At 62.0% G+C, this 12,692-nt stretch carries 14 protein-coding genes; 5 read left to right on the top strand and 9 right to left on the bottom strand.

From position 1 onward, the window contains the following. Nucleotides 1-18: 18 nt before the first annotated feature. Complete coding sequence (locus QR290_RS26065) at nt 19-810, bottom strand: YfaP family protein (protein WP_289203895.1); 792 nt, start codon at nt 808-810, stop codon at nt 19-21. 276 nt (nt 811-1,086) lie between these two features. Between QR290_RS26065 and QR290_RS26070 the strand changes: the two genes are divergently transcribed. The 5 genes from QR290_RS26070 (at nt 1,087) to QR290_RS26090 (ending at nt 7,479) form a co-directional block, all read left to right on the top strand. Next, the gene (locus QR290_RS26070; RefSeq protein WP_289203896.1) at nt 1,087-2,232 is read left to right on the top strand and encodes a Fic family protein; all 1,146 of its coding nucleotides are present in this window, start codon (nt 1,087-1,089) and stop codon (nt 2,230-2,232) included. A 79-nt stretch (nt 2,233-2,311) separates the two neighbouring features. Further along, nucleotides 2,312-2,554 carry an exodeoxyribonuclease VII small subunit gene (locus tag QR290_RS26075; protein WP_007894317.1) on the top strand — a complete coding sequence of 81 codons (243 nt, stop codon included), beginning with the start codon at nt 2,312-2,314 and terminating at the stop codon, nt 2,552-2,554. Beyond that, nucleotides 2,551-3,438 (top strand): (2E,6E)-farnesyl diphosphate synthase, encoded by an 888-nt coding sequence (gene ispA / locus QR290_RS26080; RefSeq protein WP_064599720.1) that lies wholly within the window; start codon nt 2,551-2,553, stop codon nt 3,436-3,438. The genes QR290_RS26075 and ispA overlap by 4 nt, the downstream gene beginning before the upstream one ends. A 91-nt stretch (nt 3,439-3,529) precedes the next feature. Further along, nucleotides 3,530-5,428 carry a 1-deoxy-D-xylulose-5-phosphate synthase gene (gene dxs, locus QR290_RS26085; protein ID WP_289203897.1) on the top strand — a complete coding sequence of 633 codons (1,899 nt, stop codon included), beginning with the start codon at nt 3,530-3,532 and terminating at the stop codon, nt 5,426-5,428. Nucleotides 5,429-5,595: 167 nt separating this feature from the next. Then, nucleotides 5,596-7,479, top strand: a complete 1,884-nt coding sequence (locus QR290_RS26090; RefSeq protein ID WP_289203898.1) for a TonB-dependent receptor domain-containing protein — start codon at nt 5,596-5,598, stop codon at nt 7,477-7,479. Here QR290_RS26090 and QR290_RS26095 read toward each other — a convergent pair. The 8 genes from QR290_RS26095 to ribH all read right to left on the bottom strand — a co-directional run bounded on the left by QR290_RS26095 (nt 7,476) and on the right by ribH (nt 12,663). Next, a complete protein-coding gene (locus QR290_RS26095) occupies nt 7,476-8,276 on the bottom strand; it encodes a cobalamin-binding protein (RefSeq protein ID WP_289203899.1) in 801 nt (266 codons plus the stop codon). The two genes, QR290_RS26090 and QR290_RS26095, sit on opposite strands and share 4 nt — an antisense overlap. Further along, nucleotides 8,276-8,695, bottom strand: a complete 420-nt coding sequence (locus QR290_RS26100; protein ID WP_289203900.1) for an MFS transporter — start codon at nt 8,693-8,695, stop codon at nt 8,276-8,278. The genes QR290_RS26095 and QR290_RS26100 overlap by 1 nt, the downstream gene beginning before the upstream one ends. Beyond that, the gene (gene ribA / locus QR290_RS26105) at nt 8,692-9,309 is read right to left on the bottom strand and encodes a GTP cyclohydrolase II (protein ID WP_007955551.1); all 618 of its coding nucleotides are present in this window, start codon (nt 9,307-9,309) and stop codon (nt 8,692-8,694) included. Before ribA ends, QR290_RS26100 begins: the two co-directional genes overlap by 4 nt. A 133-nt stretch (nt 9,310-9,442) precedes the next feature. After that, a complete protein-coding gene (locus QR290_RS26110; protein WP_289203901.1) occupies nt 9,443-10,168 on the bottom strand; it encodes a substrate-binding periplasmic protein in 726 nt (241 codons plus the stop codon). Nucleotides 10,169-10,196: 28 nt separating this feature from the next. Then, the gene (locus tag QR290_RS26115; protein ID WP_011336134.1) at nt 10,197-10,700 is read right to left on the bottom strand and encodes a phosphatidylglycerophosphatase A family protein; all 504 of its coding nucleotides are present in this window, start codon (nt 10,698-10,700) and stop codon (nt 10,197-10,199) included. After that, nucleotides 10,697-11,662 (bottom strand): thiamine-phosphate kinase, encoded by a 966-nt coding sequence (thiL, locus tag QR290_RS26120; protein ID WP_289203902.1) that lies wholly within the window; start codon nt 11,660-11,662, stop codon nt 10,697-10,699. Before thiL ends, QR290_RS26115 begins: the two co-directional genes overlap by 4 nt. Before the next feature lie 27 nt (nt 11,663-11,689). Beyond that, nucleotides 11,690-12,190, bottom strand: coding sequence for a transcription antitermination factor NusB (gene nusB, locus QR290_RS26125; protein WP_007955566.1), 501 nt, complete (start codon nt 12,188-12,190; stop codon nt 11,690-11,692). Beyond that, a complete protein-coding gene (gene ribH, locus QR290_RS26130) occupies nt 12,187-12,663 on the bottom strand; it encodes a 6,7-dimethyl-8-ribityllumazine synthase (protein WP_003228649.1) in 477 nt (158 codons plus the stop codon). Before ribH ends, nusB begins: the two co-directional genes overlap by 4 nt. Nucleotides 12,664-12,692: the final 29 nt, after the last annotated feature.

The following is a 12,692-nucleotide window of genomic DNA, read 5'->3' on the forward strand; positions in this document are numbered from 1 at the left end:
ATCCGTGGTGCGGGATGCTTAATAGTTGAAAGTCTTGACCAGCAGCAGATCACCGATGGCCCGCAGGGGCACGATGAACGTTTCGCGTTTTTCGTCGACGGTGTTTTCGTTGAGCACCAGAGTGATCTGCGAGGTGATGACCTCGTTCTGGTTGCTGGTCTCCTCGAAGTTATAGCCGTCGTTGCCGAAGTTGCCCCAATAGTTGACGTAAACCAGATAGGTGCCGTGCAACGGCGCAGTCATGGTGAACATTTCCGGGCCGGGACCGTCGACGCCGTCCGGATCGAGGCCACCGCCGTTGCTCATCGCCGGACGCGCCCAGAAAGCATGCTGGCCGTCAGGCGTAATGACGTGCAGGTCGAGTTCCGCTTTAGGGTCGTCCCAACCGAGCACCACGCGGATCCGCGCCGGCGTGCGCAAATTGTTGGCTTCGTAGAATTGAACGCGCTTGAGCGACTGGCCGTCGGCGCTGATCACCTCGACGCTGTTGGAGCCGGCGCCGAACGCATAGGGCCGGGCAAAACGGCCCTGGTCGTCGGTGTACAGATTCAGTGGATTGCCATTCACTGCCAGGCTGTGAGGCGGACGCAGATGCCCGATGGCCTTGAGCTGACCCTCGATCATCGTGCGATTGCGCTGGACGCCGCGATCAATGGGCGGCGTGGGATAGGCGACTTGCGGGTTTTCCGTGCGATCAAGCAGCCCGTGATAGCGCCAGCCACCCACCGGCTCCGACAGCTCCGCGCTCGGCGCCGCCAGCAGCGCGGGCGCGCAGGCCAACCCGATCAGCAGCAAAAGAAGTGAACGCATGTGATGCCTCCTGCCATGCCTGACGAAACCTTGCACCCGATCCTCGGTACTTCACAGCGGTGAAAACTGCGTTTCGTCTGAAAGACCCGTGACTGTCGGGTCGTAGAAGGCGCGAAGGTTAGCGATTCGGCAGTTTTTTAACAATCGGATACACCTTGAAATGCGGCGGGAATCACGCACTCGGGTGGACGATGAGCCGAATAGGCGTCATATTCGGCTCACAAAATGAGCCGAATAGCGTTTCTATTCGGCTCACGCACTCAGGAACTGCATTTCATGGCAACTCACTGGATCTGGCAGCAGCCCGATTGGCCCGACTTCAACTGGCAGGCGGAACATCTGTCACTGTTATTGCGCGAGTGTGTTCAGGCACAAGGTCAATTGATGGGCATGGCGGGATCGGTGGGCCATTCACTGAGCGCTCAGACTGAGCTGGACGCGTTGCTGCAGAACATCGTGACCTCCTCGGCCATCGAGGGTGAGCAGTTGAATGTCGGATCGGTGCGATCTTCACTGGCTCGGCGCCTGGGGCTGGAATCCCCTGATGACGACAAAGTCAGTCAACGCAGCGAGGGACTGGCTCAACTGATGTTCGATGCCACCCGCCGCCTTGCCGAACCGCTGACGCTGGAGCGTTTGCTGGAATGGCATTCGTGGCTGTTTCCAGAGCAGGAAAACGGCTTCTTTTCACGCGCGATCAATGTCGGCGCCCTACGCGGCGATGAGCCGATGCAGGTGGTTTCCGGACAAATCGACCGTCCGACTGTGCATTTCGAGGCACCGCCGCGACAAGGGCTAGAGCGACAACTCGACAGTTTTCTCAAATGGTTCGACGCCAGTCAGCATCAGGCAGGCCTCGATCCTTTGCTGCGAGCAGGCATCGCGCACTTCTGGTTCGTCACCTTGCACCCGTTCGATGACGGCAACGGCCGCCTTACCCGCACTCTCACCGATCTGGCACTGGCTCAGGGCGAAGCGCAGGCGATTCGTTTTTATGCGATGTCCGCCAGCATTCTCGACGACCGCGCTGGCTATTACCGGATTCTCGAATCCAGCCAGAAAGCCACGCTGGACATCACCGATTGGCTCGCATGGTTCCTGCAAACCCTGCTGCGCAGCCTGCAACAGGCCATTGCGCGGATTGAAGGCGTATTGGGCAAGTCACGTTTCTGGCAAACGCACCGGGAATCCGAGCTGTCGGTGGAGCAGATCAAAGTGCTCAACCGCTTGCTCGACGGTGGTGAACGCGGTTTCGAGCACGGTATCAGTGCGGCGCAGTATCAGGCCGTGGCAAAAGTCTCCAAGGCGACGGCGACCCGACATCTGGCGGAGCTGCTGGAAAAAGGTTGTCTCGAACGCCTGCCCGGCGGTGGACGCAGCACGCGCTATCAGATCAGTTTTCCAGGCAAATCCGCAGAGTGATCCAAGCCCCGCTCATTTGCCCATACCCCCCCTATCTGCTAGTGTCGCGCCGGTTTAACGTCAACCGGAATTAGCCGCCATGGCCCGCAAAAAAGCTGCACTGGATTTCGAACAGTCCCTCGCCGACCTGCAAACGCTGGTGGAGCGTCTGGAGAACGGTGAATTGTCGCTGGAAGACTCGCTGACCGCTTTCGAGCAGGGCATCGGCCTGACCCGTGACTGCCAGGCGGCGCTGGCCCAGGCCGAGCAGAAGGTCCAGGTGTTGCTGGAGCGCGATGGCGAACTCGCCGAGGAACCCTTCGACGCGGATCAGCCAGAATGATTGCAGCGTATTCGGCCACCAGCCAGGCGCGCGTTAATGCGGCTCTGGAAACCCTGTTCAACGCCCCGCTGCCAGAACTGGCGCGCCTTTACGAAGCCATGCGCTACAGCGTGATGAACGGCGGCAAACGCGTGCGTCCGCTGCTGGCTTACGCGGCCTGCGAAGCCCTTGGCGGCAAGGCCGAACAGGCCAACGGCGCGGCGTGTGCGGTTGAGCTGATCCACGCGTATTCGCTGGTACACGATGATTTGCCGGCAATGGACGACGACGATCTGCGTCGTGGCCAGCCGACCACCCACAAGAAATTCGATGAAGCTTGCGCGATTCTGGCCGGCGACGGCTTGCAGAGCCTGGCGTTCAGCGCCTTGCTCGACCCGCGCCTGAGCGACCTGAGCGCGGATATCCGCCTGCAACAGGTCACGGCGCTGGCGCACGCGGCAGGCCCGGCCGGCATGGTCGGCGGTCAGGCCATCGACTTAGGCTCGGTTGGTCTGAAGCTCGATCAGAAAGCGCTGGAACAGATGCACCGGCACAAGACCGGCGCGCTGATCGAAGTCAGCGTCAAACTCGGCGCCCTGGCCAGCGGCCGTGCCGAGAAGGATGAATTGAAGTCCCTGCAGACTTATGCACAGGCCATCGGCCTGGCGTTCCAGGTCCAGGACGACATCCTCGACGTCGAAAGCGATACCGAAACCCTCGGCAAGCGCCAGGGTGCCGACATCGCCCGCGACAAGCCGACCTATCCGGCGCTGCTCGGCCTCGACGCCGCCAAGGCTTACGCGCTGGAACTGCGCGATCAGGCCCTGCACGCGCTGCGACCGTTTGACGCGGCTGCCGAGCCGTTGCGCGATCTGGCCCGGTATATCGTCGATCGGCGTAACTGAAGGCTAATCAGCCAAAAAAGACCAACGCGTGGGCAGGGGGCGATGCATCAGGTAAACTGCCGCATCTTTTATACCTATAACGATTCGCCTGATGCCCACGACGTTTCATGAGATTCCCCGCAAGCGCCCGACCACGCCCCTGCTCGACCGCGCGAACACGCCGGACGGCCTGCGCCGGTTAGGCGAAGCCGAGCTGGAAACCCTGGCTGATGAGTTGCGCCTGGAATTGCTCTACACGGTCGGCCAGACCGGTGGGCATTTCGGTGCCGGCCTGGGCGTCATCGAGCTGACCATCGCGTTGCATTACGTCTTCGACACCCCGGACGACCGGCTGGTGTGGGACGTCGGTCATCAGGCCTATCCGCACAAGATCCTCACCGGTCGTCGCGAGCGCATGGAGTCCTTGCGCCAGAAGGACGGCATCGCCGCCTTCCCGCGCCGCTCCGAGAGCGAGTACGACACATTCGGCGTCGGTCACTCCAGCACCTCGATCAGCGCGGCGCTGGGCATGGCCATCGCCGCCCGCCTGCAGAACAGCGATCGCAAGGCGATTGCGGTGATCGGCGACGGCGCATTGACCGCCGGCATGGCCTTCGAAGCGCTGAACCACGCACCGGAAGTCGACGCCAACATGCTGGTGATCCTCAACGACAACGACATGTCGATCTCGCGCAACGTCGGCGGGCTGTCGAACTATCTGGCGAAGATCCTTTCCAGCCGTACCTACGCGAGCATGCGCGAAGGCAGCAAGAAAGTGCTGTCGCGCCTGCCCGGCGCCTGGGAAATCGCCCGTCGTACCGAAGAATATGCCAAGGGCATGCTGGTTCCCGGCACCCTGTTCGAAGAGCTGGGCTGGAACTACATCGGCCCGATCGACGGCCACGACCTGCCAACCCTGATCGCCACCCTGCGCAACATGCGCGATCTGAAAGGCCCGCAATTCCTGCACATCGTCACCAAGAAGGGTAAAGGCTTCGCCCCGGCGGAAGTCGACCCGATCGGTTACCACGCCATCACCAAACTCGAACCGCTGGACGCCCCGGCCGCTGCGCCGAAAAAGGCCGGTGGGCCGAAGTATTCCGGCGTGTTCGGTGAATGGCTGTGCGACATGGCCGCTGCCGACCCGCGTCTGGTGGGCATTACCCCGGCGATGAAGGAAGGCTCGGATCTGGTGGCGTTCAGCGAACGCTTCCCGCTGCGCTACTTCGACGTGGCGATTGCCGAGCAACATGCCGTGACCCTCGCGGCCGGCATGGCCTGCGAAGGCGCGAAACCGGTGGTGGCGATCTACTCGACGTTCCTGCAACGCGGTTACGACCAGTTGGTGCATGACGTCGCGGTGCAGAACCTCGACGTGCTGTTCGCCATCGACCGCGCCGGTCTGGTGGGCGAAGACGGCCCGACCCACGCCGGCAGCTTCGACCTTTCGTTCCTGCGTTGCATCCCGGGCATGGTCATCATGACCCCGAGCGATGAAAACGAACTGCGCAAGATGCTCACCACCGGCCACCTGTACAACGGCCCGGCGGCGGTGCGTTATCCACGCGGCTCCGGCCCGAACGCGACCATCGAGAAAGACCTCGAACCGATCGAGATCGGCAAGGGTGTGGTGCGTCGTCAGGGCAGCAAGGTCGCCCTGCTGGTGTTCGGCGTGCAAATGGCCGAAGCCCTGAAAGTCGCCGAGACGCTGGACGCGACCGTGGTCGACATGCGTTTCGTCAAACCGATGGACGAAGCGCTGGTGCGCGAAATCGCCAACAGCCACGACCTGCTGGTGACCATCGAAGAGAACGCGATCATGGGCGGCGCCGGTGGCGCGGTCAGCGAATTCCTCGCCCGCGAGAACATCCTCAAGTCGGTGCTGCACCTGGGCTTGCCGGATGTTTACGTCGAGCACGCCAAACCGGCGCAGATGCTGGCCGAGTGCGGGCTGGACGAGGCCGGGATCGAAGCGGCGGTGCGTGAGCGACTGGAACTGCTTAACCGCTAATTCGCTGGATAAACGCAAAACCCCATGTGGGAGCGGGCTTGCTCGCGAAGGCGTCGGATCAGTCGATAATGAGTTGACTGACAAACCGCCTTCGCGGGCAAGCCCGCTCCCACAGTGTTTTGTGTCGCTAGAAATTTTGTACACACCAGAAATACCAACGGAAACCGATGAACCTCTCGCGCCTCGCCCTGCCCCTCCTGCTGCTACCCTCCGCCAACGCCCTCGCCGACACCTTCGAACGCGATCAGGCCCTGAAGCTGCCGGACATGCTGATCAGCGCCAACCGCCAGGTCGAAGCACGCAACGACAGCAGCGCCGCCAACACCGTGTTCACCCGCGAAGACATCGAGCGCCTGCAACCGCGCAGCGTCACCGATCTGCTGCAACGAGTGCCCGGTGTGCAAGTCGCGCAAACCGGCGGGCGCGGGAGTCTTCCGGGTATTTACATCCGTGGCACGCAATCGGCGCAGAGCCTGGTGCTGGTCGACGGCCAGCGCATCGGCAATTCCACCTCCGGCGACAGCAACCTGCAACACCTGAACATCGAACAGATCGAACGCGTGGAAGTGCTGCGCGGTTCGCGCTCGGTGATTTACGGCAGCGATGCGATTGGCGGGGTGATTCAGATCTTCACACGGCGCGGTGGCGAGCAAGGCTTGCAGCCTCGGATGCATGTGGGGTTCGGCAGCAATCAGACCTGGGAGCGCAGTGTCGGTCTGTCCGGCGGAGACGAGAAAACCCGTTTCAACCTCGGCGCCAGCCTCGACGAAACCGCCGGCCTCGACCGCACCCACGAGTCGTACCCCAGCGACAGCGATCATGACGCCTATCGCAATAAATCCATCAGCATGAGCCTCAGCCATGCGTTGACCGATGACATCGAAGTCGGCGCCAATCTGCTGGATAACCGTGGCAAAAGCGAGTTCGACAACCCGTTCGGGCGCTTCGACCCGGTGACCTTCGACTCCCTCCAGCAGCAGCCTTATAGCGACTTCACCGTCAGCAGTTTCAGCAGCTACATCGACGCGCGGATCAACGAACGCTGGAAATCGCGCCTGGAGCTTGGCCACAGCGAAAACCGCGAGAAGACCTTCGACAAGCTCAGCGACGAACGCTCGGTGTTCAACACCTACCGTGATTCGGTGACCTGGCAGAACGACCTGACCCTCGATGCGCGCAACAGCCTGATCCTTGGCGGCGACTGGTACGAAGACCGGATCAACAGCAGCACCGCGTTCGACGAAGACAGCCGCTGGAACCGCGCCGCGTTCATCCAGCATCGCTTCCAGGCTGACAGCTTCTCCACCGAACTGGGTCTGCGCCGCGATGACAACCAGCAGTTCGGCGGCCAGAACAGCTGGAGCGGCACGCTGACGTTGCCGGTCAATCCGGACAACGATCTGCTGCTCAGCTACAGCGAAGGCTTCCGCGCGCCAACCTTCAACGATCTGTATTACCCGGATTTCAGCAACCCCGACCTGAAACCGGAAACCTCGAAAAGCTACGAGCTTCAATGGCGCAGTCAGTTGAGTGACAGCACTCGTCTGGAAGCCTCGCTGTATCGGACCGATCTGGAAGACGCGATCATCTTCGGCAGCAACTCACGCCCTGAAAACGTCGCTTCGGCGCGGATCAACGGTTTCGAAGCAGCGCTGAAACAGGAGCTGTTCGGCTGGCAGAGCAACCTCGGCGTGGCAATCATCGATCCGCGTGACCGCGACACCGGCCACACGTTGGCGCGTCGTGCCCGTCGCACCCTGAGCTGGGATCTGGACCGGCAATTTGATCGCCTCGGTCTAGGCGCCAGTTGGCAGGCCGTCAGCAGCAGTTATGACGACCTGAACAATCAACAACCATTGGGCGGTTATGCGCTGCTCGGGCTGCGCAGCAGTTGGGCGCTGAATCGTGAGATCAAGCTGGATTTCAAGGTCGATAACCTGCTGGACAAGGGTTACAGCCGCGCGCTGTACAGCCATGACGGCAGTCAGTATGGCTATCGCGAGGAAGGTCGGGCGTTCATGTTAGGCGTGACCTGGACGCCGCAGCTCTAACGATCCGGCGCGATCAGTTGGCAGAGCTTGGCAGTCGCCTCGATCATCTGCCCGCTCGGGCGCTCAAGGCCTTTGTCGGTGACCAGCAGCAATTGCCCGTGCTTGACCGCTGCCACCTGCGGCCACGCGCTCCACGCATCCAGTTGCGGCTGATCGCCGGCAAGTATCACTTCGGGACCACGCTGTAAAACCGCTTCGATGCTCACCTGCGGCGCTGGCAGCGTCAGGTCGGCGAACACATTGCGCGCGCCGCACACTTCAAGCGCATCGCTGATGATCTGCCCGCCACCGACGGTGTACAGCGGCTTGTCCCAGACCTGATAGAACACCCGCAACGGTGCTTCACGGCGGTAGCGCTGGCGCAGCTCATCAAGCTTGCGCCGTAATCCGGTCGCTCGCTCAACCCCGCGTTCAGGACGACCAAGCTGGGCAGCGATGGCTTCGATCTGCGTGAGCAACTGCTCGAAACTGTGAGGCTCGGCAACGAACGTCGGGATGTTCAAACGCTTGAGCTGATCACGCTGCGCCGGGCCGACACTGCCGGGCCATAGCAGCAACAAGTCAGGTTTGAGGCTGAGCAACCGCTCCATGTCGAGCTGGCCGTAACGCCCCACCGAAGGCACGTCCTTGATCGCGGATGGCCGCTCACCGGCATCCAGCACACCGACCAGCAGATCCGCCGAATCCAGCTCGACAACGATTTCAGACAGGGATGGCGCGAGGCTGACCACCCGCAGAGCGGCCAGCGCTTGACCGCTGACGGCCAGCAGCAGAACCGCCAGCCAGAGACGACGCATCAAGCGAGTTGACGCGGGATACGGTAGAGGTAGAACAGCACCGCCGTGGACAGCGCCAGCAACATCAGCGGCACCGCTTCAAGGCCGACAAACACCGCCAGCGCGCCAATCCATGCCGGCAGCGCCGCGACCACGTATGCACTGCGAAGGCTCGCCGCCAGGGCAATCCAGGCAGCGGGTTCTTCAGGGGTATCGAGGGCTTTTTGCGTGGCGATCAGCGCATGTTTGTAGCGCCCGAAAAATTTCAGGCTGACAAACATCGAAGCCACGCCAGCGATAAAGAAAGGCATCGCCGCCACCGGCAGAATCGCCTCGCCCTGGCCGAAAACAGCGTTGATCACGAACAGCGGCACCAGTGCCAGCGCCAGGTATTTCCACCAGGCGATCGACAGACGGCGCCGCACTTGCCCGCGGGTCACGCCCGGTCTACCTCACCCTGATGCTCGTTGCCCATCATGTGGTCGAGCTTGCTGGCCTTGGTCGCCAGATAGAGTTTGTTGTGCGGGTTATGGCCGGTGTGCAGCGGCACGCGCTCGGCGACGACGATGCCCATGTCGGTCAAGGCTTTGACCTTGCGCGGGTTGTTGGTCATCAGGCGCAGGGATTTGACGCCCAGATGCTCGAGCATCGGCAGGCACATGGCGTAGTCACGTTGGTCGGCGGCAAAGCCCAGACGCTCGTTGGCTTCAACGGTGTCGGCGCCGCCGTCCTGCAATTCGTAGGCACGGATCTTGTTCAAAAGACCGATGCCGCGTCCTTCCTGACGCAAGTACAGCAATACGCCACGACCTTCGCGAGCGATGGCCTTGAGTGCGCCTTCGAGTTGCGAACCGCAGTCGCAACGCTGGCTGAACAAGGCATCGCCGGTCAGGCATTCGGAGTGCAGACGGCCGAGTACCGGGGCACCGTCGGCAATCTCACCCAGGCTCAGCACGACGTGCTCGCGGCCGGTGGCTTCATCGAGAAAACCGTGCATGGTGAATTGCGCAAAAGGCGTTGGCAGCTTGGAAGCGGCGACAAAAACGACAGGCACCGGTGTGCTCCTGATCTGAAAAGTCTGAAGATTCGCTGGGCGGCATTGTAACAGCAGGTTCCCGCAGGCGCTTAGGCTGAATTATCGGGGATAACTATCAAAAAGTTTGATAACAGGCCCGCCCTTATCGCCCTTACTCGAACGGATACGGCTGTTTCCAGCGCTCGAAGATCGGCTTCAACTCGCCGCTTTTCACCAGTTGCTCCATGCGCTGGTCGTAGATCGACATCAGTGCGCGGGCTTGCGGGGTGTCGGCGAAACCGAGGTACAGCGGCAACTCCGCCAGGTGTGAATAACGGTACTGCGACGGATCGGCGGCGTTTCTCACCACCGCTTCGATTTCCGTCAGCGCATCGATGTAGTAATCCGCCCGCCCCTGTTTGAGCATCGACAGGATCCCGGTGCGGCGCTCGATCTGGTTGAAGCGTTTGACGTTCGGCAGGTAGGTTTCGTAGCGATAGCCGCGCACCCAGGCCAGTCGGTATTTGCCCAGGGTCGCCTGGGTCGGCGACGGATTGCTGGCCAGGCCGAGCGCGTAGATGTGGTCGGAATCGAAATTCCATTTCGGGTACAAAACCTGCTCGGCTTCACCGCGGTAGGAGCCGACCAGTGCGTCGACTTCCTTCAGTTGCACCAGCCCCACCGAACGGGTGTAGGGCACGGTGCGGATATCCAGCGTCACACCAGCCGGCTCGAACACTTTGCGCAGCACGTCCCAACCCAGGCCATGGCCATCGGCGGCGGTGTAGTCCTCCCAATCTTCACTGGCCAGGTGAATGACCGACGGCGGCGCGTCCTGTGCCTGGGCCATGGCGCCAAGCAAGGTCAAAACCACTATCGCCAACCAGCGTCGAGTCATCCCTGCGTCCCTCATTCACGCCTGGAAATCAGGCGAAAACCCACACCAGTCCCTGCATCGCCAGCCAGGCGAACACGCCGGCCAGCACGTCGTCGAGCATGATGCCGACGCCGCCGTGAACATGCCGGTCGATCCAGCGGATCGGCCACGGCTTGAGAATGTCGAAGAAGCGGAACACCAGGAACCCGGCGAGCAACCAGTACCAGCCTTCCGGCACCAGCCACAGGGTGATCCACATCCCGACCATTTCGTCCCAGACGATGCCTTCGTGGTCGTGCACCCGCAGATCGTCGGCCACTTTGCCGCACAGCCAGAAGCCGAACAGCATGGTGATTCCGAGCATCAACCAGTAACCCCAGTCGGGCAGCATCTGCCACAACGGAATAAAGGGTAGCGCAACTAACGAGCCCCAGGTGCCCGGCGCCTTGGGCAAGGTGCCCGAGCCGAAGCCGAACGCGAGGAAATGCCAGGGATTGCGCCAGACCGACGGCGGAACGAATTCGGCCGGAACCTGTTTCGGGTGATCTGTCACGGTGACTCCTGAAAATGTTGATAACCCCGGATTTGCGGGGTGATGTCGTGCCCGTCGCGATCCAGCAACACCACGCCCTGCCCTCGCGTAACGCGGCCGATCACATGGATCGGCCAGCCATCGGCGAGCAGCGCGGGCAACTCGACAGACGGCAAGGTAAAGGCCAGCACGTAATCATCGCCACCACTCAACGCCGCACGTTCGGCGCCGCGCTGACCGAGAAACGCCACCAGCGCCTCCGACAACGGAACACGCTCGCGCTCGACTTCGAGGCGAACCTTCGAAGCCAGTGCGATATGACCGCAATCGGCGAGCAGACCATCGGAGATATCCAGCGCCGAGGTGGCCTTGCCACGCAGGGCCTGGCCGAGGGCGAGTTGCGGTTGCGGCGACCAGTAATGATCAAGCAGCGGCTGGGCGATATGGGGGTCGGCGTCACGCTGACCCAGCACCAGCGGCAAAGCCCCGGCGGCATTGCCCAGCTCACCGCCGACACACAGCAGATCGCCCGGCTGGGCGCCGCTGCGGGTCAGCGCTTTGCCGGCCGGGACGCGGCCGAACACGGTGACGGTCAGGCTCAACGGCCCTCGCGTCGTATCGCCGCCGACCAGTGCCACGCCGCAGCCCTGCGCCATGCGGTTCAAACCGCGGGCATAGGCTTGCAGCCAATCGGCGGTCACCGTCGGCAGAGTCAGGGCAAGGGTAAAGGCAACAGGCGTGGCGCCCATGGCAGCGAGGTCGCTGACCGCCACGGCCAGCGAGCGCTGACCGAGCAGAAACGGATCGCAGGGATCGGCGAAATGCACGCCGGCCACCAGCGTATCGGTGGAAACCGCCAACTGCTCCCCGGAAGGAACCGCCAGCAAGGCGCAGTCATCGCCGATCCCCAGTGCAACGCCTTCGCCGCCCTGCGCACAAGGCGCGGCGGCGAAGAAATTGCGGATCAGCTCAAACTCGCCCATGGCTGAGAAAAAGTATTCAAGCGCCGATCAGCGCTTGAACGCCTTCACTTCAGCTTCACGCAGGCGCGGAGCCAGCTTGTCGAGCACGCCGTTGACGAACTTGTGGCCGTCGGTCGAACCGAACACCTTGGCAAGTTCAATACCTTCGTTGATCACAACGCGGTACGGCACGTCGACGCGCTTGAGCAGTTCCCAGGTGGACAGGCGCAGAACCGCCAGCTCAACCGGGTCCAGCTCTTCGATCGCCAGGTCCAGGCAAGGCGTGAGCGCGTTGTCGATTTCGGTCTTGAACTGCGGAACCCCGTGCAGGATTTCGCGGAAGTAAGCACCGTCGACATCGGTGAAATCGTTATCGACCCGGAACTGCGCTTCGATCTCGTTCAACGACTGCCGAGCCATGTGCCACTGATACAGGGCCTGGGTCGCGAGCTGACGGGCTTCGCGGCGCTTGGCGCTTTTCGATGGCTTGCCGGCATCCGCAGGTTTCGGATCGCGCGGGTTGAAACGATCGCTTTCGTCGCTAATCACTTGGCCTCCAACTGCGCCAGCAGGCTGACCATTTCCAGAGCGGACAGGGCAGCTTCAGCACCTTTGTTACCGGCCTTGGTGCCGGAACGTTCGATGGCTTGCTCGATGGAATCAACGGTCAGGACGCCGAAAGCGACCGGTACGCCGAATTCCATGGACACCTGGGCCAGGCCCTTGGTGCACTCGCCAGCCACGTATTCGAAGTGCGGAGTACCGCCACGAATGACCGCGCCCAGGGCGATGATTGCTGCGAACTCGCCTTTCTGGGCGACTTTCTGCGCAACCAGCGGGATTTCGAAGGCGCCAGGTGCGCGGATGATGGTGATGTCGCTTTCGCTCACGCCGTGGCGAACCAGGGCATCAACTGCACCGCTGACCAGGCTTTCAACCACGAAGCTGTTGAAGCGGCCTACTACCAAAGCGTAGCGGCCTTTAGGGGCGATGAAGGTACCTTCGATGGTCTTCAGGGTCATTCGTCAGATCTCTTAAAGAGCCGGGACGC

Origin of the sequence: Pseudomonas fluorescens (assembly GCF_030344995.1) — a bacterium.
GTDB lineage: Bacteria > Pseudomonadota > Gammaproteobacteria > Pseudomonadales > Pseudomonadaceae > Aquipseudomonas > Aquipseudomonas fluorescens_BF.

Excerpts from the sequence above, each read along its gene's own strand:
- dxs (WP_289203897.1), top strand. The coding sequence starts at position 3,530 with ATGCCCACGACGTTTCATGAGATTCCCCGCAAGCGCCCGACCACGCCC.
- ispA (WP_064599720.1), top strand. The coding sequence starts at position 2,551 with ATGATTGCAGCGTATTCGGCCACCAGCCAGGCGCGCGTTAATGCGGCT.
- QR290_RS26110 (WP_289203901.1), bottom strand. The coding sequence starts at position 10,168 with ATGACTCGACGCTGGTTGGCGATAGTGGTTTTGACCTTGCTTGGCGCC.
- QR290_RS26095 (WP_289203899.1), bottom strand. The coding sequence starts at position 8,276 with ATGCGTCGTCTCTGGCTGGCGGTTCTGCTGCTGGCCGTCAGCGGTCAA.
- thiL (WP_289203902.1), bottom strand. The coding sequence starts at position 11,662 with ATGGGCGAGTTTGAGCTGATCCGCAATTTCTTCGCCGCCGCGCCTTGT.
- QR290_RS26070 (WP_289203896.1), top strand. The coding sequence starts at position 1,087 with ATGGCAACTCACTGGATCTGGCAGCAGCCCGATTGGCCCGACTTCAAC.
- QR290_RS26065 (WP_289203895.1), bottom strand. The coding sequence starts at position 810 with ATGCGTTCACTTCTTTTGCTGCTGATCGGGTTGGCCTGCGCGCCCGCG.
- QR290_RS26090 (WP_289203898.1), top strand. The coding sequence starts at position 5,596 with ATGAACCTCTCGCGCCTCGCCCTGCCCCTCCTGCTGCTACCCTCCGCC.
- ribH (WP_003228649.1), bottom strand. The coding sequence starts at position 12,663 with ATGACCCTGAAGACCATCGAAGGTACCTTCATCGCCCCTAAAGGCCGC.
- QR290_RS26075 (WP_007894317.1), top strand. The coding sequence starts at position 2,312 with ATGGCCCGCAAAAAAGCTGCACTGGATTTCGAACAGTCCCTCGCCGAC.